Consider the following 25,730-nt stretch of genomic DNA (forward strand, 5'->3'; position numbering starts at 1 on the left):
GGCTCGCTATCTCGGGCAGAAGCTCGATTATCCACGTCATGGCCGGGCGGGCAAACGCCAGTGGCGATTGCTGCCATCTTGCTGTCCCGGGCAACCAGGGCTGGCGCGAAACCTCGGCGAGCGCAGACCATTTTCGTAGAACGCCTAGCGTCGCCAGAAGGCCGGCATGAACAACACCAGCACCGTGAAGATCTCCAGGCGTCCCAGCACCATCGCCACCACCAGGATCCACTTGGCCAGCCCCGGAATGTCGCCGTAGTCGTTGGCCACCTCGCCGAGCCCGGGGCCCAGGTTGTTGAGCGCCGCGCCCACCGCCGACCAGGCGGTGACCTGATCGAGCCCGGTGGCCAGCATGCCGATCAGCATCAGGAAGAACAGCATCACGTAGACGGCGAAGAAGCCCCACACCGCCTGGGAGACGCCGTCGGTGACGCGGACCTTGCCGACCTTGATGGCGATCACCGCGTTGGGGTGGATCAGGCGCATCACCTCGCGCATGCCCTGCTTGATGATCAGCAGGATGCGGATCACCTTCATGCCGCCGCCAGCGGAGCCCGAGCAGGCGCCGACGAAGGCGGCGACGAACAGCATGAACGGCAGGGCGCCCGGCCACAGCGAGAAGTCGGCGACGCCGAAGCCGGTGGTGGTGGCTACCGACACCGTTTCGAACAATCCGTGACGCAGCGCCTTCCACTGGGTGTAGTTGGGATCGAGGAGGAGCGTGACCATGCTGATCAGGCAGAGCAGGGCGAGGAAGGTGATGAAGAAGCGGAATTCCGAGTCCTGCACGTAGTGAAGCAGGCGCTTCTCGCGCCACACGGCGAAGTGCAGGCCGAAGCTGGCCGACGAGATCACCATGAACACCACGCAGATCATCTCGATGGCGGGGCTGTCGAAATAGCCGATGCTGGCGTCGTAGGTCGAGAAGCCGCCGATCGCCACCGTCGAGAAGCTGTGGCCCAGGGCGTCGAACCAGTTCATGCCGGCCAGCCAGTAGGCGCCGAAGCAGGCCAGCGTCAGCGCCGCGTAGATGTACCACAGCGCCTTGGCGGTCTCGGTGATGCGCGGGGTGAGCTTGGAATCCTTGAGCGGGCCGGGGATCTCGGTACGGTAGAGCTGCATGCCGCCGATGCCCAGCGTGGGCAGGATCGCCACCGCCAGCACCACGATCCCCATGCCGCCCAGCCACTGCAGCTGCTGACGGTAGTAGCGAATGCCCTCGGGCAGCAGGTCGATGCCGGTGAGCACGGTGGCGCCGGTGGTGGTCAGCCCCGAGAAGGACTCGAATACCGCGTCGGTCCACGACAGCGCCGGATCGCTGGCGAGCATCAGCGGCAGCGAGCCGAACAGCCCCAGTACGCTCCAGAACAGGACCGTGATCAGGAAGCCGTCGCGGGTACGCAATTCCTTGTGGGCACGGCGGTTGGGCCAGTAGAGCAGCGCTCCGGTGCTCGCGGTGATCGCCATGGCGATGGCGAAGGCCTCCCACACGCCGTCAGCGAACAGCCAGGAGATCAGGATCGGCGGCACCAGGGTCAGGCTGAACAGCATCAGCAGCAGGCCGAGGATGCGCAGTGTGACGCGCGGGCTCACGGCGCGGGGTTCCTTGCGTGGTACGGCATTGTCGTTGTCTGTCGGTGGTTGGTGTGCGCCGGTGGTCTCAGAAGAACGTCAGGCCGACCTGGAACAGGCGCTCGACGTCGCGGATGCGGCGCTTGTCGATGACGAACAGGATGACGTGGTCGCCGGATTCGACCACCACGTCGTCGTGGGCGATCAGCACTTCCTTGCCGCGCACCACGGCGCCGATGGTGGTGCCCGCCGGCAGATCGATCTCGTCGATCGCCCGACCCACCACCTTGGAGGAGCGCGAGTCGCCGTGGGCGATCGCCTCGATCGCCTCGGCCGCGCCGCGACGCAGCGAGTGGACATTGACGATGTCGCCGCGACGCACGTGGGTGAGCAGCCCGCCGATGGTCGCCTGCTGGGGCGAGATGGCGATGTCGATCTCGCCGCCCTGGACCAGATCGACGTAGGCGGCGTTGTTGATCAGCGTCAGCACCTTCTTGGCCCCCAACCGCTTGGCCAGCATCGACGACATGATGTTGACCTCGTCGTCGTTGGTCAGTGCGCAGAAGATGTCGCAGTCCTCGATGTTCTCCTCGATCAGCAGGCGCTTGCTGGTCGCGCTGCCGTGCAGCACCACGGTGCGGTCGAGCCGCTCCGAGAGCACCGTGCAGCGGTTCAGGTCGTGCTCGATGATCTTGACCTGATGGCTGTGCTCGAGCTGCTCGGCGAGACGCTGGCCGATGTTGCCGCCGCCGGCGATCAGCACCCGGCGGAAGTCGCGCTCGACCTTGCGCAGTTCGCTCATCACCGCACGGATGTCCTTGCGGGCGGCGATGAAGAACACTTCGTCATCGGCCTCGATCACCGTGTCGCCGCGCGGAATGATCGCCCGGTTGCGGCGGTAGATGGCCGCCACACGGGTATCGACGTTGGGCATGTGGCGCCGCAGGAACCCCAGCTCCTGCCCCACCAGCGGGCCGCCGTAGTAGGCCTTGACCGCCACCAGCTGGACCTGACCGCCGGCGAATTCGAGCACCTGCAGCGCGCCGGGGTAGACGATCAGCCGGCGGATGTGGTCGGTGACCACCTGTTCGGGACTGATCAGCACGTCCACCGGCACCGCATCGTGGGAAAACAGCCCCTTGCGGGTCAGGTAGGCGGCAGCGCGCACCCGGGCGATCTTGGTCGGCGTGCGGAACAGGGTGTGCGCGACCTGGCAGGCGACCATGTTGACTTCGTCGGAGTTGGTCACCGCGATCAGCATGTCGGCATCCTCGCCGCCGGCCTGGCGCAACACCATCGGGTAGGAAGCGGGACCGGTCACGGTGCGGATGTCGAGCCGGTTGTGCAGCTCGCGAAGCCGTTCGGTGTCGGTGTCGACCACCGTGATGTCGTTCTCTTCATGGGCCAGATGTTCGGCCAGGGTGCCGCCGACCTGGCCGGCGCCGAGAATGATGATCTTCATCGATGTCGCGTCCGCAGGGTTCGCTGGGTGGGGCGGATTCGCCGCAAATGCGCGCTAGCATAAACCAGTCGGGCGGTGGGGGGACAGGTGCGGGATGGATGGGGGCGTCGTCCGGCGTGCTCGCCGGGCCGCGCGATGGCATGGCGCAGCCCGGCGGGCCGGGATCAGCTCAGCGTGAAGCCGACCTTGATGGTCACCTGCCAGTGCTCGATGCGGCCGTGCTCGATGTGGCCGCGAGTGTCGATCACCTCGAACCAGCGCATGTCGTGCAGGGTCTCGTTGGCCTTGGCCAGCGCCTGCTCGACGGCGTCCTCGATGCCCTTGGGCGAGGAGCCGGTCAGTTCGATGTGCTTGTAGACGTGTTGGGACATGGGCCACTCCTTTTGCCGGGAAAGAAACGCGAACCCCGCTGGCGATTGTCGTGCAGCGGGGTGGCGTGCCGACAGTATAGGCATCGGGCACCGGGCATTGTCGAATCAAGGCGTTGTACGAGAGTCGCCTGCGCTCGGCAACACGCCGTTAAACATCCGCGGGAACGCCAGCCCGGGCGTTTTTTGCCGATTCATGCAGCCAGGTCGCTGCGCCGTGTCATGACCGTGTCGATCAGCCCCCACTCGCGAGCCTGCTCGGCGTCCATGAAGTTGTCACGGTCGAGCGCTTTTTCGACGGTTGTCTCGTCCTGACCGCAATGCTGGGCATACAGCGCAATCAGCCGGCGCTTGGTTTTCTGAATGTTGGCCGCGTGGATGGCGATATCCGACGCCTGGCCGCGAAAGCCACCCAGCGGCTGGTGAATCACCACCGAGGCGTTGGCCAGCGCCATTCGCCGGCCTGGCTCGCCACCCATCAGCAGGAACGAGGCCGCCGAACAGGCCGTCCCCATGCACAGCGTCGCAACGGGGGCAGTGATGAACTGCATGGTGTCGTAGATGGCGAAGGCACTGGAGACGACCCCGCCAGGGGAGTTGATATAGAAGGAGATCTCCTTTTCAGGGTTCTCCGATTCCAGGAACAGTAGCTGCGCGCAGATCAGTGCCGCGGAGTCATCGTTGACCTCGCCATTGAGGAACACGATGCGCTCCCGCAGCAAGCGGGAATAGATATCGAACGCGCGTTCGCCGCGAGAGGACTGCTCTACCACCGTGGGGACGAGCTGCAGGCGGGTATTCATGTCGGCTTCTCCGGTCGAAGGCAGTCAGGCGGCGAGGGCTTGCGGTGAGTGGCAACCGTCGTTGGCGGCTCGCCGCATGGCGATGCCCGGACGGTGAGTGAGACGTAAGCGTGTTCTACCTGCCGGCAGCGGGGTCAGCTCGATCAGCACCGTCGAGTCGGGGTGATCGGTCGCGGGGTCGTGCCAGGCCAGCCAGACGCGGTGCGGCGCCTGTGTCTCGACGATGCGGTAGTCGATCCCGTCGCGCCTGGCCTCGGGGCCGCTCGGTTTGAAACCGATCCACCGGGGCAGCAGCGCCGGTGTCGTCACGGCCTTCCAGACCTGCTCGAGCGGATGGTTGAGATCGCATTCGTGCACGATCTCGGCGTGTCGAGACTCTTCACTCATGGGTCCATCTCCTCGAGAAGCGTTTGCAGATTGTCGAGACGCTGTGGCCAGAAGTCCTGGTAACGCTGGAGCCAGTCGAGCAGCGGCCGCAGGCCGTCGGGGGCGATACGGTAGCGCACCTGTCGACCCTGGCGGCTGGCCACGATCAGCCCGGCTTGCCTGAGCACGGCGACATGCTGTGAAACCGCAGGCTGGGAAATATCCAGACCTTGGCGCAGTTCGGTCGCGTTGAGCTCGGCGAGCCTCAGGCGGTCGAGCAGGGCCCGGCGGTTGGGGTCGGCGAGCGCATGAAATAGCGTGGCTTCGTTCATTCTCTTGATATAAGTGGAGACTTATCTTTTTGCCCACACCTCTCCAGCTCGCAGAGAAGACTGAGCTTGGCTTTCCGGGTGCCGGTTTACCGGCTAGCTAACCAAGAGCCCGGTACCAAGCACTGCTTAAAGATAAGTGCGGGCTTATCTTTCTGTCAAACACCAGTGGGCGCCTGCCGCCGGTGACACGCCCCACCAGGCGGGTTCCGGCGTGGTCGCCCGTGCATCCGGGGAGACGCGCTCAGTGCAGGTTGTCCACGAGGAAGTCGACGAAGGTGCGCACTCGGGCGGGCATGTTGGCACCACCGATGAAAACCGCGTGAATTTCCTCCACATCGCCCGGATTGTAGGCCTCCAGCAGCGCTACCAGGCGTCCGGCGGCGATGTCGGGGGCCACGCTGAAGGCGCCTACCCGGGCAATACCCACCCCGGCGCTGGCGAGCTGGCCCAGGGTTTCGCCATTGTTGGCCTCGAACGTGCCTTTCACGCCCAGCGTGTAGTCGTGCCCGGCATCGTGGAAGGGCCAGGTCGGTTCGGCGCGGCGGAAGTTGAAATTGAGACAGTTGTGCGCATGAAGGTCCTGCGGTACGCGCGGCGTGCCGTGCCGCGCCAGATAGTCGGGCGAGGCGACGATCACCCGGCGGCTCTCGCCCAGTCGGCGAGCGTTGAGCGAGCTATCCGGGAGACGCCCGAAGCGAATGCCGACGTCGGCCTCGCCGGCGGCGATGTCGACCACGGTATCGGTCAGGTTGATGTCCACCAGGATTTCAGGGTAGCACGCGCTGAATTCGCCCAATCGTGGCACCACGCAAAGTCGTCCGTGAGACAATGACGCGCTGACCCGCAATCGCCCCCGTGGCGCCCCCAGGTCGGCAATCGTCTGCTCGGCCTCGTCGAGGTCGGCGAGGATGCGGCGGGCCGCCTGACAATAGGCGTGGCCCTCGGCGGTGACGGTCAGTGCTCGGGTGCTGCGTAGCACCAGACGCACGCCTAGCCTTGACTCGATCCGGTCGACGGTACGGCTCACTGCCGACGGGGATAGCCCGAGCCGACGACCCGCCGCCGAGAAGCTGCCTTCGGCGGCGATGGCGACGAACACCTCCAGCTCACGCGTGCGGTCAGTGACGATGGGTATCTTTGCGTGCATGTCACAATTCCCTGGCGTTGCGGTGGGCTAATCAAGCCCCGGTTGGGCATTTATCTTTGCATCAAATGTCCATCAGTGGGAGTTCATCATGCAATATCGCCAGTTGGGGGCAGCGGGGCTGCGCGTTCCTGTCCTGAGTTTCGGCGCCGGCACATTCGGCGGCAAGGGACCGCTATTTAGTGCCTGGGGTGATAGCGGCACCGAGCAGGCAAGGCGGATGGTGGATATCTGTCTCGACGCCGGCGTCACCTTGTTCGACACGGCCGACGTCTATTCCGACGGCGCATCGGAAGAGATTCTGGGAGTGGCGATAAAGGGGCGGCGCGATCAACTGATGATCTCGACCAAAACGGGCCTCCCCTTGGGCGACGGACCGGACGATTGGGGCGTCGCGCGTGGTCGGCTACTGCGCGCGGTGGAGGCGTCATTGCGCCGACTCGGTACCGACTACATCGACATCCTCCAGCTTCACGCTTTAGATGCCTCGACGCCGGTAGAGGAGTTATTGTCGACGCTCGACCAGCTGGTTCGCGATGGCAAGGTCCGCCATGTGGGCGTCTCCAACTATCCCGGCTGGCAGCTGATGAAGGCGCTGTCAATGGCCGACCGCAATGGCTGGCCACGCTTCGTCGCCCACCAAGTCTACTACTCGCTGATCGGGCGGGACTACGAAGCCGGTCTGATGCCGCTCGGTGCCGATCAAGGGGTGGGTGCGCTGGTTTGGAGCCCGCTGGGTTGGGGGCGACTGACCGGCAGAATCCGGCGCGGCAGTCCTATCCCTGAAGGCAGTCGATTACATCGAAGCGCACAGTTTGCCCCACCGGTCGAGAACGAACGACTCTACCGTGTCGTCGACGCGCTGGATGAAGTGGCGGCGGAAACCGGCAAGAGTATTCCGCAGATCGCGCTCGCCTGGCTGATCGGGCGGCCGACCGTCTCCTCGGTCATTGTCGGGGCACGCCACGAGGCTCAGTTACGCGACAATCTCGGTGCGGTGGGCTGGTCACTGACGCCCGCTCAGGTAGCGCACCTGGACGCGGCAAGCGACGTGCTGCCGCCGTATCCGTACGCGCCCTACCGCTATCAGGAGGGCTTTGCCCGCCTGAATCCGGCGCTGGTCTGAAGGAGGAGGATCCATGACACGCCATCCTCCTCTACTGGCGCTGGCCACTGGTGCCTTTGCGATCGGCGTCTCCGAGTTCTCGCCGATGGGCCTGCTGCCGCTGATCGCCACCGATCTTGGGGTCTCGATTCCCACCGCAGGGTTATTGATCAGCGCCTATGCCATCGGCGTGATGCTGGGGGCGCCATTGATGACGCTGACTACCGGCCGGCTGCGGCGGCGTACGCTGCTGATCGGCCTCGCCGCCATCTTTACGTTGGGTAATCTGCTGGCGGCGCTATCGCAGAATTACGCCATGCTACTCGTGGCGCGTCTCGTCACCTCGCTTAATCATGGTGCCTTCTTCGGTGTCGGCGCGGTGGTGGCCGCCAGTCTGGTGCCGCCCGGTCGCGGGGCGAGCGCGGTGGCGGCGATGTTCACCGGCTTGACCCTGGCCACCGTACTGGGCGTGCCGCTGGCCACCTGGGCGGGCGAGCAACTGGGCTGGCGCGCACCCTTCTGGGCGATCACCGCGCTGGGTCTGGTCACCATGCTGGCGCTCCGCATGACGCTGCCCGACCGTCCGGCGCCGGCCGGGGGCGGGGCGCTGGCGGAACTCCGGGTGCTGGGGCGGGCCCCGGTGCTGGTGGCGTTGACGCTTACCGTGCTGGGGGCCAGCGCTATGTTTACGGTCTACACCTACATCGTGCCTATCCTGCAGGTTGAGTCCGGCGCCTCGATCGGTCTGGTGACGACCCTGCTGGTGGTCTATGGCCTGGGGCTGACGGTCGGCAACTGGCTAGGTGGGCGCGCGGCGGATCGCTCCGTGGATCGCACGCTAATCGTGACGCTGGCGGGCCTGAGTCTGATACTGATCGCTTTGGCACTGCTGTTGCCGTTCCGCGTGCCGACGAGCGTGCTGGTGTTCCTGTGGGGCGTGGCCAGCTTCGCCATCGTGCCGCCGCTGCAGGTGCGGGTGATCGCCGCGGCCGGCGAGGCACCCAATCTGGCCTCGGCGGTCAATATCGGCGCCTTCAATCTGGGCAATGCGGTGGGCGCGGCGCTGGGCGGCGCGGTCATCGCGGCCGGGCTGGGTTATTCGGCGGTGCCAATGGCGGGTGCGGTGATGGCCGTGCTGGCACTGGCTGGCGTATGGCTCGCCGCCCGGGAGCGTGGCGGTGAAGCGACGGCGTGCGGATGAGGCGGTCCGGGACGTGAACGGTTCGCCATACACCCGTCGCGAAAGCGGGCCGGTGTCCGAGGACACCGGCCCGACGTCATGAGGGCGGAAAGTGACCGGCGGCTGCCGGCGATCGCCTCAGATGGTGGCCTTCTCCAGCCGCGCGTAGAAGAAGCCGTCGTGGCCGTCGTCCTGCGGCAACAGCTGGCGTCCGGCGCCGGCGACACGCCCCCAGGCGGCCTCCGGCGTGGTCGCCTTGGCATCCGGGGTGCGTGTCAGGAAGGCGTCGATCTGGTCGGCGTTTTCCTCGGGCAGCACCGAGCAGGTGGCGTAGAGCAGGGTGCCGCCGGGGGCGAGTGTCTGCCACAGGGTATCCAGCAGACGCGCCTGCAGGGTGGCGAGTTCGCGCAAGTCGGCCGGGCGGCGCAGGTGCTTGATGTCGGGGTGGCGGCGGATCACGCCGGTGCCGGAGCAGGGGGCGTCGAGCAGGATGGCGTCGTAAGGCGTGCCGTCCCACCAGGCGAGGGCACTGGCGTCGGCGCGCTCGAGACGCGCCGAGAGGCCCAGTCGCTCCAGGGTCGCGCGGATCCGGGCGAGACGCTCGGCGTCGACGTCCAGCGCCGTCAGCTCGGCATCGAAGGCTTCCAGCAGGTGCGCCGTCTTGCCGCCGGGGGCGGCGCAGGCATCGAGCACGCGCCGGCCGTTGCCGCCTTCCAGCGCCGGCGCGAGCAGGCCTTCGGCGAGTTGGGCCGCCTCGTCCTGAACGCTGACCTCGCCCTCGGCGAAGCCGGGCAGGGCGGCGACGTCGCAGGGCTCGGCCAGGGTGATCCCCGAGCCGGCATGAGGACAGGGCGACGCCGGGAGGCCTGCCTCCACGAGACGCGCCAGGTAGGCGTCGCGGGTCGTGCGCCGGGCGTTGACGCGCAGGGTCAGCGGCCCGGGGTGGTTGTTGGCCTCGGCGATCGCTCGCCAGTCATCGGGCCAGGCGTGACGCAGCCGCTTGAGTAACCACGGCGGATGCATCAGGGCTACGCCGGGGTCGCGGTCGACCCGGGCCTGGAGTGTCGTCGCCTCGCGCTGGAAGCGGCGCAGGCAGCCGTTGAGTACCCGGGTGGCCCACTCCTTGCGCAGCGCGCGGGCGGCGCCGGCGGTTTCACCCACCGCGGCATGGGGTGGCACGCGCATGTGGAGCAACTGGTAGAGCCCCAGCAGCAGCAGGGCCTGAACGTCGGCATCCCGGGGCTTGAAGGGCTGGCGGAGCAGTTCGCCGGCGAGCGCTTCGAGACGCGGCAGGGTCCGGCACACGCCGAAGCACAGCGCCTTGGCGAAGCCGCGATCGCGCTCGACCACACCGGCCTCGGCCAGCGCCGCGTCGAGCCCGGCAAGCGAGCCCTGACCGGCCAGCACCGGAGCGAGCACTCTCGCCGCGACGGCACGAACATCGACGCGACTCATGCGCTTGCCTCCTTGCCCAGGACCTGCCCCGGGGCGAAGCGCTCGCCGCGGGCATTGAGCAGCTCGCGTACCGCCAGCGGCTTGCCGCCGGGCAACTGGGCACGGGTCACCCGCAGCACCTCGCGGCCCTCGGGACCGCAGGCGATGCGCAGGGCATCCGGCGCGCTTTCCAGCAGCGTGCCGGGCGCCGACGCGGTGGCTACTGTGTCATCGGCCTCGGCCAGCCACAGGCGCAGCGTGTCGTCGCCCAGGCGCGTCCAGGCCACCGGCCAGGGGTTGAAGGCGCGTACCCGGGCAGCGAGTTCCGCGGCCGGTCGGGTGAAGTCCAGTGCCGCCTCGGCCTTGGAGAGCTTGGCGGCATAGGTCACACCCTCGGCGGGCTGCGGGACGGCTTCGATCCCGGGCCCGGCGAGGCCCTCCAGAGTGGCGACGAGCGCCTCGCCGCCCAGCGCGGCCAGTCGGTCGTGAAGCTCGCCGCCGGTGGTGGTCGCCGTGATCGGCGTGCGGCGTTCCAGCAACACGTCGCCGGTATCCAGCCCGGCGTCCATCTGCATGATGGCCACGCCGCTTTCGGTATCGCCGGCCTCGATGGCGCGCTGGATCGGCGCCGCACCGCGCCAGCGCGGCAGCAGCGAGGCATGCACGTTGAGACAGCCGAGACGCGGGATGTCGAGGACCGCCTGGGGCAGCAGCAGGCCGTAGGCGACCACCACCATGACGTCGGGCCGGTAGGCGGCGAGTTCGCGCTGTGCGTCCTCGGCCTTGAGGGTGGCGGGCTGATGCACGGGCAGGTCGTGTTCGAGGGCCAGCGCCTTGACCGGGCTGGGGGTGAGCTTGCGGCCGCGCCCGGCGGGCCGGTCCGGCTGGGTGTATACGGCGATCACGTCGTGGCGGCTGGCGAGCAGGGCGCGGAGACTCTCCGCGGCGAAATCCGGAGTGCCGGCGAAAACGACGCGCAGGGATCGGGTCATCGACAGGGCCTTGCTGAGGGGGAGTTGGGCGATAGGGTAGCGGATGGGGCGCCGGACGAAAAACGCCGGAGTCGCAGGGGCGGCTCCGGCGGGGTCGTACGGGGGCGCGGTGCCGTCAGGCGGACTGCGTCTGACGGTGGCGCTTGTTCATCTTCTTGAGCACACGATCGCGCTTGAGCGGCGACAGGTAGTCGACGAACAGCCGACCCTCGAGATGGTCGCATTCGTGCTGAATACAGTGGGCGAGCAGGCCGTCGGCCTCGAGTTCGTAGGGCTGGCCGTCCCGGCCCAGCGCCTTGAGATGCACGCGCAGGGCGCGCGGCACCTCGGCGTAGTATTCGGGGATCGACAGGCAGCCTTCCTGCATCGGTTCGCGCTCGTCGCCGAGCGGTTCGTACTCGGGGTTGATCAGTACCAGCGGCCGGGAACGATCGTCACTGACGTCCATGACGATCACGCGGCGATGCACGTCGACCTGCGTCGCCGCCAGGCCGATGCCGTGCGCGTCGTACATGGTCTCGAGCATGTCGTCGACCAGCGCGCGTACCTCGTCGTCGACGGTCTCGACCGGCGCTGCCCGGTTACGCAGTCGCTCGTCGGGGAATTCGAGGATCTCTAACTTGGCCATGGCGTTGAATATACCGTGTTCGGTTTGTGCAACAATCTGCCGACCATTGTAGTTGGCGGGCTCGCAATACGGAACCGCCGGCGGATATCGCGACAATAGGATACCCCTATCGGGGCGATAGCCGGGTCAGGCGGCTCCGGTTGCCAGCGACGGGGGCCGGGTGCGATACAGCAATTTTTGAGACATCATGAGAGCGGCGAGGTTCCAGGTCCGCCGCACCGCACGGCGTCCCATACGAGACATCGAGGTCGCAGGGAAAATGACACAAACGACGACAAGCGCAGCGCGCTGGCGGCGGCGGGTCGGGCTGGCCCTGCTTGCCGGTGGCTTGCTGCTGGCGGGCTGGGTGCAGGCCGCCACACCCAGCGTGCGCGAGGACGCGCCGGCCCGTTATACCGTGACCCGGGGCGATACCCTGTGGGACATCGCCGGGCGTTTCCTGGACCACCCCTGGCAGTGGCCGAGCGTGTGGCGCGGCAACCCGCAGATCGACGACCCGCACTGGATCTATCCCGGCGACGTCGTCTATCTCTACCGCGAGAATGGCGAGCCACGGCTGGGCGTCGAGCGCGGCCAGGGCGGTGTCGTCCACCTCTCGCCGAAGGTTCGCGAGGTGCCGCGCCGCCAGGCGGTGCCGCCGCTGCCGTTGGGCAAGGTGCAGCGCTTCCTCGAGGCCAATCGGGTCGTCGACCCCCGGGTGCTGGAAGGGGCGCCCTACGTGATCGCCGGCGACGATCGGCGCATCATCAGCGGTGCCGGCGATCGCCTCTACGTCCGTGGCGACCTGCCCTCCGGCGAGCGTTTCGGCATCTATCGTCCCGGCGAGCGATATGTCGATCCCGACACCGGCGAGTTCCTGGGACTCGAGCTGGAGACCCTGGGCGAGGCGCGCCTGCTGAACCGCCAAGGCGATGTCGCCCGCTTCCGGGTCACGAGCTCGCGTCAGGAGATTCGTGCCGGCGACACGCTGCTGCCCATGGAATCGCTGCCGGTGACGACGGCATTCCAGCCGCACGCGCCGGGGCACCCCGTCGAGGGCCAAATCCTCTCGGTACCGGGCGGCGTGCAGTTCATCGGCCGCCTGGATGTGGTGGCACTCGATCTGGGACGTCGCGAGGGGCTGTCGCAGGGGGCAGTGCTGGCGGTCACCCAGCAGGGCGAGACAGTCACCGATCCGCAGACCGGCGAGAGCGTGCAGCTCCCCGGCGAAGATGCCGGCTGGCTGATGGTCTTTCGTGTCTACGACCGGGTCAGCTATGCGCTGGTGATGCACGCCACCCGCAGCCTGGCGGTGGGCGATCGCGTGCATGCGCCGTCGCCCGACGACCTGCTGGCAGGGTCGCCAGCGTCGTGAGTCTCGGGCTTCGCGAATGGCTGGTCGTGGCCCATCTGCCGCAACTGGGCCCGCGGCGGCTCGCCGAGGTGCGTGCCCAACGGCCGGCCTGGCCACATGGCTGGCTGGCGGTGCTGCCGGCGGCGGCCCGCGATGCCCTGCGCCTGTGGCTGGAACGGCCGGCGGCCAGCCCGATCCAGGCGCGCCTCGAGCAGGCCCTGGCCTGGGAGGCGCGTGATGCCGCGCATCATCTGCTGTATCCCGAGCATCCGGCCTGGCCGGCGTTGCTCGACGAGCTGCCCGATCCGCCGCCGCTGCTGTGGGCGCATGGCGACCTTGCCGCGCTGGACCCGCCGGGGCTGGCGATCGTCGGCACCCGGCGGCCGACCCGCGACGGCCTGGACAATGCCGCACGCTTCGCCGGCGAGCTGGCCGCCAGCGGCTTCTGCGTGATCAGCGGCATGGCGATGGGCATCGACGGCCGTGCCCACCGGGCCGCTCTCGGCGCCGGCGGCCCCAGCATCGGCGTGCTGGGCTGCGGCATCGACGTCGTCTATCCGTCACGCCATGGCGAGCTCTATCGGGCGATGCGCGAAGGCGGCGGCTTGCTGCTCAGCGAGCACGCCCCGGGCACCCGCGCCAATCCGGTGTTCTTCCCGCGTCGCAATCGTCTGATCACCGGGCTGTCGCGCGGCGTGTTGGTGGTCGAAGCCGCCGAGAAGAGCGGCTCGCTGATCAGCGCGCGGTTGGCCACCGAACAGAATCGCGAGGTGTTCGTGCTGCCTGGATCGCTCAACAACCCCCAGGCCAGGGGTTGCCTGAAACTGATCCGTCAGGGCGCGACCATGGTCCTCGAGCGCGACGACATCCTCGACGAGCTGGGCCCCTGGGCAAGGCCGGTCGCGTCGGCCGACGCGCCCCCCGGGGCCTCGGCCCTGGCGGCGGCATCCGCTCGGGTTCCCGCCGACCCGATCCTCGATCTGCTCAGCGACGCGCCGACGCCCCTGGATCTGGTCATCGAACTGTCGGGACGCGACTTCGCGCATTGCCAGCAGCGGCTGCTCGAACTGGAACTCGAGGGGCTGGTGGCCCAGGCGCCCGGCGGTTGGGTGCGTCTGGCGGGCCGCTAGGCTTCCCCCAGGAATGGCGACGTCGCCTTGTCGCCCAACCGCCGGCCCTCTGTGGCCACCCGCCGGCCATGCTAGAATCGGTGCCCGTTTTTTCAGTGTCTCGGAGATCCCGGATGATCGCGCAATACGTCCTCGACCATGCCGTGGCCAGCCTGCGTTCGGGCGGGGTGGTCGCCTATCCCACCGAGGCGGTCTGGGGGCTGGGTTGCGACCCGGACGACCCCGAGGCGCTGCGTACGCTGCTCGCGCTCAAGGCGCGCGATCCCGCCAAGGGACTGATCCTGATCGCCGGGGATCTCGCGCAGCTCGAACCTTGGCTCGCCGGCCTCGATGCCGACCGGCGCGGGCCGCTCGAGGCGTCCTGGCCGGGCCCCAATACCTGGCTGGTGCCCGACAACGGCCGTTCTCACCCCTTGCTGCGCGGCGATCATGACCGTGTCGCGCTGCGCCTCAGCGCCCATCCGCCGGTGATCGAGCTGTGCGCGGCCTTCGGCGGCCCGCTGGTCTCGACCTCGGCCAACCGCGCCGGCGAGCCGCCGGCCCGCGATGCCGAGACGCTGCGGCGGTGCTTCGGCGATGCGGTGACTCTCGTCGAGGGCCCGCTGGGCGGCGAGACGCGCCCCAGCCGGATCCGCGACCTGCTCAGTGGCGCCACGTTGCGCGAATGACGGCATCCGCGCGACGCTCATCCCTTTCACCAACAGGAGTCAGCCGTGCCCCATGCCTATCTCGATGACGTGAAACGTTACCTGCTCGACCTGCAGGACCGGCTCTGCGAGGCGCTCGCCGAGGAGGACGGCGGGGCGACGTTCCGCGAGGATGCCTGGGACCGACCCGAGGGCGGCGGCGGCCGGTCGCGGGTGATCGAGAACGGTGCGCTGTTCGAGAAGGGCGGCGTGAACTTCTCCCACGTGCATGGCGCCACCCTGCCGCCGTCGGCGACCGCCGCGCGGCCCGAGCTGACGGGGCGCAGCTTTCACGCCGTGGGGGTGTCCTGGGTGCTGCACCCGCGCAACCCGCACGTGCCCACCAGCCACGGCAACGTGCGCTTCTTCATCGCCGAAAAGGCGGGCGAGGCCCCGGTATGGTGGTTCGGCGGTGGCTACGATCTGACGCCCTTCTACCCGGTCCACGAGGACGTGATCCACTGGCACCGGGTCGCCCGGGACGCCTGCGCGCCGTTCGGCGACGACGTCTATGCGCACTACAAGCGCTGGTGCGACGAGTACTTCTATCTCAAGCATCGCGACGAGACCCGTGGCGTCGGCGGGCTGTTCTTCGACGACCTCAACGCCTGGGACTTCGCCACCTGCTTCGACTTCCAACGCGCGGTGGGCGACAGTTTCCTCGACGCTTATCTGCCGATCGCCCGCCGTCGCCGCGACGACGACTACGGCGAGCGCGAGCGTGCCTTCCAGCTCTACCGGCGCGGACGCTACGTGGAGTTCAACCTGGTCTGGGATCGCGGCACGCTGTTCGGCCTGCAGAGCGGCGGGCGCACCGAGTCGATCCTGATGTCGATGCCGCCGGTGGTGGAGTGGCACTACGGCTGGACGCCCGAGCCCGGCAGCGCCGAGGAGACCCTCTACCGGGATTACCTGCGTCCGCGAGAGTGGCTCGAGGAAGCACGAGGAGACGCCGATGAGTGATCGCTACTGCGTGTTCGGCCATCCGGTCGGCCATTCCCGGTCGCCGCAGATCCATGCCGCCTTCGCGGCGCAGACCGGCGAAGACATCGTCTACGAAGCGATCGAGGCGCCCCGGGACGACTTCGCGGGGGCCTGGCGGGCGTTCGCCGAGGCCGGCGGGCGCGGTGCCAATGTCACGGTGCCCTTCAAGGAGGATGCCTTCCGGCTGGCCGACGTGCTGAGCCAGCGGGCGCGGCGTGCCGAGGCGGTCAACACCCTGGTGCTCGGCAAGGATGGCCGACTCTACGGCGACACCAGCGACGGCGTGGGGCTGCTGCGCGATCTCGAGGCCCATGCTGCGCCGCTCGAGAGCGCACGGGTGCTGGTGCTGGGCGCGGGGGGCGCGGTACGTGGCATTCTCGAGCCGCTGCTGGCGGCCGGGCCGGCGTCGCTGACCCTCGCCAACCGCACCGCCGGGAAGGCCGTGGCGCTGGCGGCGGACTTCGGCGACCTCGGCGAGACCCACGGCGGCGGTTTCGAGACCCTGACAGGGCCCTTCGACCTGGTGATCAACGGCACCAGCGCCAGCCTGGCGGGGGATCTGCCGCCGCTGCCCGACGACCTGTTCGCCGCCGGTGCCCTGGCCTACGACATGATGTACGGCGCCGAGCCCACGGTGTTCCTCGAGTGGTCCGCCGCGCGCGGCGCCCGGACCGTCGATGGCCTGGGCATGCTGGTCGAGCAGGCGGCGGAATCGTTCTTCGTGTGGCGCCACCGGCGCCCGGAGACGGCGCCGGTGCGGGAGTGGCTGCGCCGCTCGCTGTGAGCGTCAGTGGCGTCGCGCCTCAGCCCGGCCGCTGGCAGTTGGGCGTGCGCCCCGCCGCGCGGGCTTGCTGGTAGAGTTCCAGCGCCTGGTTCATCTGCGCATCGAGCCCGTCGATGCGCTGGCCGTGACTGGGGTGGGTGGACATCCACGCCGGCGGCTGGCCTTGGCTGGCGGCCGACATGTTCTGCCACAGCTCGATGCTCTCGCGCGGGTCGAAGCCGGCGCGGGCCATCAGATCCAGCCCCAGGTTGTCGGCCTCGCTCTCCTGCTTGCGCGAGAAGGGCATCAGGACGCCGTACTTGGCGCCCATGCCGAGCAGCCCCATCACCTGCTGCCCGCCCTGGCTGTCCAGGCCGGCGGCCGATTGCAGGACCGACAGGCCGGTCTGGGTCGCCGCCTGGGTGGAGACACGCTCGTTGGCATGGTGGGCCAGCACGTGGGAGACCTCGTGGCCCAGCACCGTGGCCAACTGGTCCTGATTCTTGGCCACCTTCAGGATGCCGGTGTTGACGCCGATGTGGCCGCCGGGCAAGGCAAAGGCGTTGGCCGAGTCGTCCTTGAAGACCTTCACCTCCCAGTTCTCGCCGTTGTCGACCTGAGCGGTGATCGCGTTGGCCACGCACTGCACATAGTCGGCCGTCTGACCGCCCACGGTGGGCAGCTCCTGCTGGTACTGGGTGAAGCTCTGGTCGCCCATCCGATCGATCTCCTCGTTGGAGAACAGGGTCAGTTGCGAGCGCCCGGTGGGCGTCTGGCTGCAGGCGCCCAGGGTGAGCGCCAGCGCGACGATGGCGCCCAGCGATTTCCGTGTCATCGAATCTTTCTCCCTGAAGCTGGCGAAGGGGCCCCGACTGGACAAGCCGGGCGCGTTCCGTAATGGTGTTCGGCTCCAAGATACCCCGTCGCCGGACGGGGTCAACCAGACGAGAGGAGAACGTCGGCATGGACGAGCAATTGGCGCAGCGCCTGCACCGACTGCTGGATCGCGTCGAGGCCTGGCTGCCGCCGGAGCCCCCGGCGGTCGACTGGTCGCGGGACGTCGCCGCGCTGTGGCAGCGCCACGCCCTGGGGGGCCAGTTGATCCCGGTCAGCGCACGCGACAGCGTGCGGCTCGACGAGCTGGTCGGCGTCGCCCGCCAGCGCGAGGCACTGCTGGCCAATACCCGCGCGTTTCTCGCCGGGCGCCCGGCCAACCACGCGCTGCTGTGGGGCGCGCGCGGTAGCGGCAAGTCGTCGATGGTCCGCGCGCTGCTCAACACCCTGGGGCCGGAGGGGCTGCGCCTGATCCAGGTGGATCGCCACGACCTGGCCGGCCTGCCGGCGCTGGTCCAGCAACTGCGTGACCTCGAGCATCGCTTCATCGTCTACTGCGACGATCTTTCCTTCGAGGGTCACGATGACGCCTACAAGGCGCTCAAGAGCGTGCTCGACGGCACCCTGACCGGACCGCCGGAGAATGTTCTGCTCTACGCCACCTCGAACCGCCGCCATCTGCTCCCCGAGTCGCTCGCCGACAACGAGGCGACACAACTGGTCGGCGACGAGCTGCATCATGGCGATGCCGTCGAGGAGAAGATCTCGCTGTCGGATCGCTTCGGTCTGTGGCTGGCCTTTCACCCCTTCAACCAGGATTCGTACCTCGAGGCTTGCCACCATTGGGTGGCCCATCTCGGCGGCGACGGCGCCTGGCACGACGAGGCGCGGGCCGAGGCCATCCGCTACGCTACCTTGCGCGGGGTGCGCAGCGGCCGGGCCGCCTGGCAGTTCGCCTGCCATTGGGTGGGCAGCCGGACGCCCTCGGTCTGAGACAAGTAATGCCCCTGGCCTGAAAGCCGTGCCATCATGAGGCCGAGACAACTCGCCGTAGAAGGATGACTCGATGCCGAGATTCGGCGATCGTCTGCCCGCGCTGCTGGTCTGGCTGGGCTCGCTGCTGCTGGCGGGGGGCTTCGGCGCCATGGCCTGGCTGGCCATGGGCAGTGATACTCACGGGCTGAGTCACGATTTCGCCCATGTCGCCGCCGAGCAGGCGACCACCGTTCGCGCCACCGAGACCGGCCTGATACGCGAGGCCCGGACGCTGGCGACGGCGCTGGCCGCCGATCCGCTGCTGGGTCGCGAGGCCGATGCGGCCGGCGCCTTGCACGAGGACGCCCGGCGCGCTCTGCGGCGGCGCCTGGAACACTACCTCGACGGCCTGGTCGATCAGGGCGTGGCGCGCATCGCCATCTATCCCGATCACGCGACGCAACCACTGGTCAGCGTGGTGAATACTGCCCTGGCGACGCGCTTGCCGGGCGCCGACGGCGACGGGCCCGACGATCTCAGTGCGCGTTTGGTGGTCGGCGATGCCGGGGTCTTCGTGCGGTCGCTGGCGCCGCTCGGCGAGGCCAGCCGCGTGGTGATCGACACCGTTCTGAGTCGTGAACTCAGGGCGCTCGATGCCCGGATCGGGGGCGGTGTGGCGCTGCTGGCGCGGCCGCCGGGGGCGAGTACCTCCTGGGAGCTGCTCCGACGTACCCGCCCGGAGATCACCGCCTGGCTGAACGACGCCGAATTGCCGTCTTCCGGCGACGAGGAGCGCCACACGGTCGTCGACGCCCATGGCCGGCATTTTCTGCTCACCGTGATACCGCTGCGCTTCCAGGCTTCTGTCGCAGGGAGCCCGGGATCGTCGGGGCATGCCGCGATTGCGGTCTGGCAGGACGTCACCGACGAACTGGCCGCCTATCATGCCGATCGCTTAGGAACATTGCTGCGCTGGGGCGGCGCCTGGGTGCTGGCGCAGCTGTGTCTGCTGGGGCTGCTGCTGGGTACCCGCCGCGCCACTCGCCGGCAGATGGTCGCGAGCCAGCGGCGGCTGCAGAAGATCGCCTCGCAGACGCCGGGCATGATCTATCAGTTCCGGCGCAGCCCGTCGGGACACTACAGCTTCCCCTATGCCAGCGAGGCGATCCGTACGCTCTACGAGATCAGCCCCGAGCAGGCCCGGCAGAACGTCGACTCGGTCTTCGCCATGATCGACCCGCGTGACCTGCCCGAGGTCCAGCGCACCATCGAGGCCTCGGCGGCGAATCTGACGCCCTGGCAGGGGGAATATCGCGTCCATTATCGGGACGGTCGCATGGCCTGGATGGCGGGGCAGTCGATTCCCGAGCGCGACGACGAAGGTGGGGTGCTCTGGCACGGGTTCATCCATGACATCAGCGAGCGCAAGCGTATCGAGGAGATGAAGAACGGTTTCGTCTCGACGGTCAGTCACGAGCTGCGCACGCCGCTGACGTCGATCAGTGGCTCGTTGAAGTTGTTGAACGGCGGGGCCCTGGGCGCGTTGCCCGAGAGTGCCCGGCCGATGCTGAAGATCGCGGAGCACAACGCCGAGCGTCTGACCCACCTGATCAACGATCTGCTGGACATGGACAAGCTGGTGGCCGGCCAGATGGCCTTCGACATGCAGATACGTGCGTTGATGCCGCTGCTCGACGAGGCCATCGAGAGCAATCAGGGCTTTGCCTCGCAGCACGAGGTCGAGGTGGTGCTGGCGGCACGGGTGCCGGAGGTGCACGTGCGCGTCGATGTCATGCGCTTCCAGCAGGTGATGGCCAACCTGCTCTCCAACGCCATCAAGTTCTCGCCGCCGCAGGGGCGGGTCGAGATACAGGTGGGCCTGGTCGGCGCGAAGGTGCGCATCGCGGTGAGCGATCGGGGGCCGGGGATTCCCGTCGACTTCCAGCCGAAGATCTTCGAGAAGTTCGCCCAGGCGGACGCCACGACCACACGCCAGAAGGGGGGCACGGGGCTGGGCCTGGCCATCACCCGGGATCTGGTGATGGGCATGAAAGGCGAGATCGGCTTCGAGACCCAGCCGGGGGAAGGCACGACCTTTCACGTCGATCTGCCGATCCCCGAGGGTGCCGCCGCCGGGCCGTCCGCGGCCGACGAGGCACCCTCGCCGGGGGGATCGCGCGGCAACATCCTGATCGTCGAGGACGAGGCCGACGTGGCGTCGCTGATGCGCTCGATGCTGCACTACCGGGGCTATCGCGCCCAGGTCGCGAGGGACGCGGCGAGTGCCCGCAGTCTGCTGACCCGAGAGGCCTTCGATGCGGTGACCCTGGATCTGCGGCTCCCCGACGAGCATGGCCTGGCCCTGCTGCGCTGGTTGCGCGATACGCCGGCGACCGAAGGATTGCCGGTGATCGTGGTCTCGGCGACATCCGACGACGGCCTGCTGCCGCTGGACGGCTCCCTGGCCGTGCAGGACTGGCTCGTCAAGCCGATCGACGATGCCCGCCTGGCCCGTGCGCTGCGCAAGGCGCTCGGCGGCGGTCGCTCGCTGCCCCGGGTGCTGTATGTCGAGGACGATCCGGATCTGGGCGACGTGATCGCCGCCTTGACCCGGGAGCGGTTCGACATGGAGATTGCCGGGAGTCTGGCGGCGGCACGGCAGTGCCTGGCCCGCGATGAGTACGCCCTGGTGATGCTCGATCTGCAGCTGAGCGATGGCTCGGGGTGGGAACTGCTGCCGACGATCGCCGGCCTTCACCCGCGACCGGCGGTGGTGGTGGTCTCCGGCAGGGACCTGAGCGAGGCGGAGCTGGCCCGGGTCGACGGTGCCATCGCCAAGTCCATGATCACCCAGCAGGCGTCCCTGAAGACCCTGGAGACGCTGCTGGCGACCCCCCGCGCGGGCGGCTAGCGCCGGCTGCGACGCGCCTCGCGGGTGCGTGCCAGCTGGCGGGCGCGGGCCTTTTCGCGGTCGTTGGCCCCGGCGTTGGGGTCGTAGGGGTTGCTGCCCGAGCGGAACTCGAAGCGGATCGGTGTGCCGCGCACCTTGAGCACCTTGCGGAAGGTGTTGGTCAGGTAGCGCTTGTAGGCTTCGGGGAGCGCCTGCGTCTGGTTGCCGTGAACGACGATGATCGGCGGATTGCTGCCGCCCTGATGGGCCATGCGCAGCTTGATGCGCCGGCCGTTGACCAGCGGCGGTTGATGCTCGCTGATCGCGTCCTGGAGGATGGTGGTCAGGCGGTTGGTCGACCAGTGGGCGGTGGCGGCCTTGAAGGCGCGCTCGATCGACGGGTAGAGATCGCCAACGGCGGTGCCGTGCAGCGCCGAGATGAAGTGCAGGTCGGCGTAGTCGGCGAAGCCCAGGCGGCGCTTGATCTCGCTGCGCATCTTGTCGCGCTGCTCGCTCTCCAGGCCGTCCCACTTGTTGACCGCCAGCACCAGCGCCCGCCCCGAAGAGAGCACATAGTCGAGCAGGTGCAGGTCCTGTTCGACCAGCCCGCTGCGGGCGTCGAGCACCATGATCGAGACATGGCACTCCTTGATCGCCTCGAGCGTCTTGATGATCGAGAACTTCTCGGCCACCAGGCTGACGTTCTTGCGCCGGCGCACGCCGGCGGTGTCGACCAGCACGTAGGGCCGGCCGCGGCGCTCGAAGGGAATCTCGATGGCATCGCGGGTGGTGCCGGCCTCGTCGAAGACCACCACCCGGTCCTCGCCGAGCAGGCGGTTGACCAGCGTCGACTTGCCGACATTGGGCCGGCCGATCACGCCGATGCGGATGCCCTGGTCGGTGTCGGGCGGCGCCGGGTGCTCCTCGCGTTCGGGGAAGGGCGCGAGCACCTCGTCGATCAGCACGGTCACGTTGCGCCCGTGGCTGGCGGCGATGGGCCGTGGATCGCCGAGCCCCAGCCCCCAGAACTCGGCCATCGCCGAGTGCTCCTCGAGACCGTCGGTCTTGTTGACCACCAGCCAGGTCTTCTTCTGGTTGACCCGCAGGTGATTGGCGATCGCCTCGTCGGCGGGAATCAGCCCGCTGCGCGCGTCGACCAGGAACAGCACGATATCGGCCTCGTCGATCGCCAGCAGCGACTGCTCGGCCATGGCGGCGTCGATGCCCTGCTCGTCGCCGCTGATGCCGCCGGTGTCGATGACGGTGTATTCCTTGCCGCCGAGCTGGCCGTTGCCATACTTGCGGTCGCGGGTCAGCCCCGGGAAGTCGGCCACCAGGGCATCGCGAGACCGGGTCAGGCGATTGAAGAGCGTCGATTTGCCGACATTGGGTCGGCCGACGAGGGCGATCACGGGATTCATGGAGTCAAGGAGCCGGAGTCAGGAGCGGGATTTCGCGCCGCCCAGGACGGGCGCGCGGTCAAGGGCGCGATTCTAGCATTACCCGGGCGGGGCGCCCAATGCTTGCGCGACGGCGATGCCGACGGGCCGGGCGGCCCGTCGGCGCGGGGGTCATTCGCTGCCGCGATCGTTGACCCGGTAGGCGGCGAGGTCGCCGTCGTTGTTCATCACGAAGAGCTGCTTGCCGTCGGCGAGCGGCGTCAGGCTGATGCCGTCGCCCAGGTCGGTGCGGCCCACCAGCTCGCCGCTCTCGGCGTCGAGCAGGTGGATGTAGCCCTGGTAATCGCCGACGGCGATGCGCCCGTCGATGAAGGTCGGCGCGGTCAGGCTGCGTCCCTCCAGGGCGTCGGATTCCCACATCACCCGGCCCGACTTGGCGTCGATGGCCATCACGTGGCTGTTCGCGGTGACCGTGAACAGAAAGTCGCCGACCAGAGCCGGGCTCAGATAGCTCGAGGCCTCGCGCTCCCAGAGGATCTCGCCGCTGGTCGCCTGCAGGGCCAGCAGCCGGCCATTGTAGCTGGTCACGTAGAGGCGGCCGTCACGGGTCAGTAGCGGCTGGCCGTCGAGATCGACCAGCCGGTCGACCTCGGTGCGGCCTTGCGGCACGGCGACGCGCATGTCCCACAGCGGCTGGCCGTTGCGGTTGTCGAGGGTGACCAGGCGGCCGTTGGCGAAGCCGGCGAAGCTGACCTGGTTGATCACCCGCGGCGTGCCGGTGCCGCGCAGGGTCAGGGCCGGCTCGTTGCTGGTGTAGACCCAGCGCTCTTCGCCGGTGGCACGATCCAGGGCGGTCACCGCGCCGTCGACGCTCTGCACGACGAGCAGCTCGCTGTTGGCCTGGGGCGGTGCCAGCACCTCGCTGGAGACCCGCGAGCGCCACACGATGCTGCCGTCGTCCTGATCGAGCGCCAGGACCTCGCCGTTGCGGGTGCCCAGGTAGACCTGGCCGGCCACCGCACTGAGGCCGCTGGAGACCGGTGTGTCGAGCTCGATCTGCCAGAGCCGCTCGCCGCTGTCGGCATCGATGGCGCGCAGCAGGCCCGACTGGTCGGCGGCGAACAGCCGGCCGTCGTCGAGTGCCGGGGTGATCGGATAGCGGGCGATACCCAGGCCGTCGCCGATCTGCTGGCTCCACTGTTCGTGGATGTCGACCTGGCGGTCGATGTCGGTGAGCGGCTTGGGCGGATATTCCGGCTCGACGTTGCCCGAGCAGCCCGCCAGCAGCGAGATCAGCAGGGCCGGGGCGAGCAGTTGGGTAAGCTTCATAGGGTGGCGTCCTCCGCACCGAGGTTGTCGAGCTTGAGCTGGGCGCCGAACACCGGCTGACCGGCTTCGCGGGACAGGTCGAGCGCCTGCTGGTAGGCCTGGCGAGCCGCGTCGCGGCGATCCAGCGCGAGCAGGGCGTCGCCGCGGGTCACGGCGCGCTGGGCACCGAGAGTGTCGGGCACGCCGGCGTCGAGGGTGTCGAGCGCGGCCTGGGCCTCGTCGTCGGCGATCTGGATGCGTGCCAGGCGCAGTCGGGCGAGCCCCTGAAGATAGCTGTCGCCGCTGTCGTCGATCACCGCCTGCAGGGCCTTGCGGGCACCGGCGTGATCGTCGTCGGCGATCTCCAGGCGCGCCTGGATCAGCGTGGCGAGACTGGCGTAGAGCGTGCCGCCGTGCTCGTTGCGCAGGGTGTCGATCAGGTCGTCGGCCTGGCTGATCGCCGTGTCGTCGAGGTCGTCGCGACTGGCCAGCGCGAGCAATTGCTGATAGCGCGCCGACGCGGCCTCGGCCTGGCCGTCCTGGTAGCGTTCCCAGGCCTTCCAGCCGACCACCGCGGCCACCGCGACGGCGACGCCGAGGAGCAGCGCCTTGCCGTTCTCGTTCCACCAGCGCTTGATCGCATCAAGCTGTTCTTCTTCGCTCCTAAGCTCGGCCACCGATGGCCCCTCCTATGCCGTGAGGTTCCGTGCCGGCGGCACGGAACTGGGTCTCAGTCGAGTCGTTCGCCCAGCCGGGCGATCGCCGCCGCCTGGTCCAGGGTTTCCTGCTCGCGCTCCTCGCGCAGGTACTTGACGGTGAGCTGCCCCTGGGCGAGTTCGTCCTCGCCGAGGATCAGCGCCAGCCGGGCGCCGCTGCGGTCGGCCTTCTTGATCTGGCTCTTGAAACCGCCGCCGCCGCAGTGCACCTGCAGCGCCAGGCCGGGCAGGGCGTCGCGCAGCCGCTCGCCGAGCAGCAGTGCCTCGGCCTCGGCGCCTTCGCCCATCGCCAGCAGGTAGGCGTCGGGGCCACGCTGCGTCTCGGCGGGCACCAGCTCGAGGGTCTCGAGCAGCAGGATCAGGCGTTCGATGCCCATGGCGAAGCCCACCGCCGGCGTCGGCTTGCCGCCGAGCTGCTCGACCAGGCCGTCGTAGCGGCCGCCGGCGCAGACGGTCCCCTGGCTGCCCAGCGCCGTGGTGGTCCACTCGAACACGGTCCGCGAGTAGTAGTCCAGCCCGCGTACCAGCCGCGGGTTGATGCGATAGCCGATGCCGGCCGCATCGAGCCGCGCGGTGAGCGCGGCGAAGTGTTCGCGCGAGGCGTCGTCGAGGTGGTCGAGCAGCTGCGGTGCGCCGGCCAGCATCTCGGCCATGTCGGGATTCTTGGAATCGAGGATGCGCAGCGGGTTGCTGGTCAGGCGACGCCGGGAATCCTCGTCGAGCACGTCGCGGTGCTGCTCGAAGTAGGCGACCAGGGTGTCGCGGTAGGCGGCACGCGCCTCGGGCGAACCCAGCGAGTTGAGTTCCAGGGTGACGTGTTCGAAGAGACCGAGCTGCTTCCACAGCCGCGCCGAGAGCAGGATCACCTCGACATCGATGTCCGGGCCCTCGAGGCCGTAGGCCTCGATGCCCACCTGGTGGAACTGCCGGTAGCGGCCCTTCTGGGGGCGCTCGTGGCGGAACATCGGCCCCTGGTACCACAGCCGCTGGGTCTGGTTGTGCAGCAGGCCGTGCTCCATGGCGGCGCGCACGCAGGCGGCTGTGCCTTCGGGGCGCAGCGTGAGGCTGTCGCCGTTACGGTCGTCGAAGGTGTACATCTCCTTCTCGACGATGTCGGTCACCTCGCCGATCGAACGGGCGAACAGCGCGGTCTGCTCGACGATCGGGGTGCGGATCTCGCGATAGCCGTAGCGCTGCATCAGCGTGCGGACCTGACCCTCGAAGTACTGCCACAGCGGCGATTCATCGGGCAACAGGTCGTTCATGCCACGAATGGCCTGGATCTTCTTGCTCAACGGGGTTGCTCTCCTGACGACCGACGACGG

Annotated in this window: 24 protein-coding genes; 9 read left to right on the plus strand and 15 right to left on the minus strand. The window is 68.6% G+C overall.

Annotated features, from left to right (window positions below):
* Positions 1-144 precede the first annotated feature (144 nt).
* The 7 genes from KGR00_RS20115 to KGR00_RS20145 all read right to left on the minus strand — a co-directional run bounded on the left by KGR00_RS20115 (position 145) and on the right by KGR00_RS20145 (position 6,050).
* Positions 145-1,593: a TrkH family potassium uptake protein gene (locus KGR00_RS20115; RefSeq protein WP_224419061.1), complete on the minus strand. Its 1,449-nt coding sequence runs from the start codon at positions 1,591-1,593 to the stop codon at positions 145-147.
* 67 nt (positions 1,594-1,660) lie between these two features.
* Positions 1,661-3,034, minus strand: coding sequence for a Trk system potassium transporter TrkA (gene trkA / locus KGR00_RS20120; protein WP_129139241.1), 1,374 nt, complete (start codon positions 3,032-3,034; stop codon positions 1,661-1,663).
* 164 nt (positions 3,035-3,198) lie between these two features.
* Entirely contained in the window at positions 3,199-3,405 is a 207-nt protein-coding gene (locus KGR00_RS20125; RefSeq protein WP_129139242.1) for a dodecin, read from the minus strand.
* Positions 3,406-3,596: 191 nt separating this feature from the next.
* Entirely contained in the window at positions 3,597-4,205 is a 609-nt protein-coding gene (locus KGR00_RS20130) for an ATP-dependent Clp protease proteolytic subunit (RefSeq protein ID WP_129139243.1), read from the minus strand.
* Positions 4,206-4,229: 24 nt separating this feature from the next.
* The gene (locus KGR00_RS20135; RefSeq protein ID WP_224419062.1) at positions 4,230-4,592 is read right to left on the minus strand and encodes an SRPBCC domain-containing protein; all 363 of its coding nucleotides are present in this window, start codon (positions 4,590-4,592) and stop codon (positions 4,230-4,232) included.
* Positions 4,589-4,903, minus strand: a complete 315-nt coding sequence (locus KGR00_RS20140) for a metalloregulator ArsR/SmtB family transcription factor (RefSeq protein WP_224419063.1) — start codon at positions 4,901-4,903, stop codon at positions 4,589-4,591. The genes KGR00_RS20135 and KGR00_RS20140 overlap by 4 nt, the downstream gene beginning before the upstream one ends.
* Positions 4,904-5,144: 241 nt before the next feature.
* A complete protein-coding gene (locus KGR00_RS20145; protein WP_224419064.1) occupies positions 5,145-6,050 on the minus strand; it encodes a LysR family transcriptional regulator in 906 nt (301 codons plus the stop codon).
* 88 nt (positions 6,051-6,138) lie between these two features.
* On the opposite strand from KGR00_RS20145, the gene KGR00_RS20150 reads away from it, so the two are divergent.
* Together KGR00_RS20150 and KGR00_RS20155 are read left to right on the plus strand one after the other, a co-directional pair.
* Complete coding sequence (locus KGR00_RS20150) at positions 6,139-7,173, plus strand: aldo/keto reductase (RefSeq protein ID WP_224419065.1); 1,035 nt, start codon at positions 6,139-6,141, stop codon at positions 7,171-7,173.
* A gap of 13 nt (positions 7,174-7,186) precedes the next feature.
* Positions 7,187-8,353 carry an MFS transporter gene (locus KGR00_RS20155; protein WP_224419066.1) on the plus strand — a complete coding sequence of 389 codons (1,167 nt, stop codon included), beginning with the start codon at positions 7,187-7,189 and terminating at the stop codon, positions 8,351-8,353.
* A 117-nt stretch (positions 8,354-8,470) separates the two neighbouring features.
* Here KGR00_RS20155 and rsmB read toward each other — a convergent pair whose 3' ends face one another.
* The 3 genes from rsmB to def all read right to left on the minus strand — a co-directional run bounded on the left by rsmB (position 8,471) and on the right by def (position 11,386).
* Positions 8,471-9,787 (minus strand): 16S rRNA (cytosine(967)-C(5))-methyltransferase RsmB, encoded by a 1,317-nt coding sequence (gene rsmB, locus KGR00_RS20160; protein ID WP_224419067.1) that lies wholly within the window; start codon positions 9,785-9,787, stop codon positions 8,471-8,473.
* A complete protein-coding gene (fmt, locus tag KGR00_RS20165) occupies positions 9,784-10,758 on the minus strand; it encodes a methionyl-tRNA formyltransferase (RefSeq protein WP_224419068.1) in 975 nt (324 codons plus the stop codon). Before fmt ends, rsmB begins: the two co-directional genes overlap by 4 nt.
* A gap of 115 nt (positions 10,759-10,873) precedes the next feature.
* Positions 10,874-11,386 (minus strand): peptide deformylase, encoded by a 513-nt coding sequence (gene def, locus KGR00_RS20170; RefSeq protein WP_224419069.1) that lies wholly within the window; start codon positions 11,384-11,386, stop codon positions 10,874-10,876.
* Positions 11,387-11,645: 259 nt separating this feature from the next.
* Between def and KGR00_RS20175 the strand changes: the two genes are divergently transcribed.
* The 5 genes from KGR00_RS20175 to aroE all read left to right on the plus strand — a co-directional run bounded on the left by KGR00_RS20175 (position 11,646) and on the right by aroE (position 16,303).
* Entirely contained in the window at positions 11,646-12,740 is a 1,095-nt protein-coding gene (locus tag KGR00_RS20175; protein WP_224419070.1) for a LysM peptidoglycan-binding domain-containing protein, read from the plus strand.
* Positions 12,737-13,849 carry a DNA-processing protein DprA gene (gene dprA, locus KGR00_RS20180; protein WP_224419071.1) on the plus strand — a complete coding sequence of 371 codons (1,113 nt, stop codon included), beginning with the start codon at positions 12,737-12,739 and terminating at the stop codon, positions 13,847-13,849. The genes KGR00_RS20175 and dprA overlap by 4 nt, the downstream gene beginning before the upstream one ends.
* A 113-nt stretch (positions 13,850-13,962) precedes the next feature.
* Positions 13,963-14,517, plus strand: coding sequence for a Sua5/YciO/YrdC/YwlC family protein (locus tag KGR00_RS20185; protein WP_224419072.1), 555 nt, complete (start codon positions 13,963-13,965; stop codon positions 14,515-14,517).
* Positions 14,518-14,562: 45 nt separating this feature from the next.
* Positions 14,563-15,498, plus strand: coding sequence for an oxygen-dependent coproporphyrinogen oxidase (gene hemF / locus KGR00_RS20190; RefSeq protein ID WP_224419073.1), 936 nt, complete (start codon positions 14,563-14,565; stop codon positions 15,496-15,498).
* Positions 15,491-16,303 (plus strand): shikimate dehydrogenase, encoded by an 813-nt coding sequence (gene aroE / locus KGR00_RS20195; RefSeq protein ID WP_224419074.1) that lies wholly within the window; start codon positions 15,491-15,493, stop codon positions 16,301-16,303. The genes hemF and aroE overlap by 8 nt, the downstream gene beginning before the upstream one ends.
* A 19-nt stretch (positions 16,304-16,322) precedes the next feature.
* Here aroE and KGR00_RS20200 read toward each other — a convergent pair whose 3' ends face one another.
* Positions 16,323-17,117, minus strand: coding sequence for a M48 family metallopeptidase (locus tag KGR00_RS20200; protein WP_224419075.1), 795 nt, complete (start codon positions 17,115-17,117; stop codon positions 16,323-16,325).
* A gap of 128 nt (positions 17,118-17,245) precedes the next feature.
* Between KGR00_RS20200 and KGR00_RS20205 the strand changes: the two genes are divergently transcribed.
* Positions 17,246-18,109 (plus strand): ATP-binding protein, encoded by an 864-nt coding sequence (locus KGR00_RS20205; RefSeq protein WP_224419076.1) that lies wholly within the window; start codon positions 17,246-17,248, stop codon positions 18,107-18,109.
* Positions 18,110-18,182: 73 nt separating this feature from the next.
* Entirely contained in the window at positions 18,183-21,002 is a 2,820-nt protein-coding gene (locus tag KGR00_RS20210) for a response regulator (protein WP_224419077.1), read from the plus strand.
* On the opposite strand, the gene der is transcribed toward KGR00_RS20210, so the two are convergent.
* The 4 genes from der to hisS form a co-directional block, all read right to left on the minus strand.
* Positions 20,999-22,402: a ribosome biogenesis GTPase Der gene (gene der / locus KGR00_RS20215; RefSeq protein WP_224419078.1), complete on the minus strand. Its 1,404-nt coding sequence runs from the start codon at positions 22,400-22,402 to the stop codon at positions 20,999-21,001. The genes KGR00_RS20210 and der overlap by 4 nt on opposite strands.
* A gap of 150 nt (positions 22,403-22,552) precedes the next feature.
* The gene (bamB, locus tag KGR00_RS20220) at positions 22,553-23,710 is read right to left on the minus strand and encodes an outer membrane protein assembly factor BamB (RefSeq protein ID WP_224419079.1); all 1,158 of its coding nucleotides are present in this window, start codon (positions 23,708-23,710) and stop codon (positions 22,553-22,555) included.
* Positions 23,707-24,366 (minus strand): tetratricopeptide repeat protein, encoded by a 660-nt coding sequence (locus KGR00_RS20225; RefSeq protein WP_224419080.1) that lies wholly within the window; start codon positions 24,364-24,366, stop codon positions 23,707-23,709. The genes bamB and KGR00_RS20225 overlap by 4 nt, the downstream gene beginning before the upstream one ends.
* A gap of 53 nt (positions 24,367-24,419) precedes the next feature.
* Positions 24,420-25,700, minus strand: coding sequence for a histidine--tRNA ligase (gene hisS, locus KGR00_RS20230; RefSeq protein WP_224419081.1), 1,281 nt, complete (start codon positions 25,698-25,700; stop codon positions 24,420-24,422).
* Positions 25,701-25,730 lie beyond the last annotated feature (30 nt).

The organism is Modicisalibacter sp. MOD 31.J (assembly GCF_020147985.1).
Lineage (GTDB): Bacteria > Pseudomonadota > Gammaproteobacteria > Pseudomonadales > Halomonadaceae > Modicisalibacter > Modicisalibacter coralii.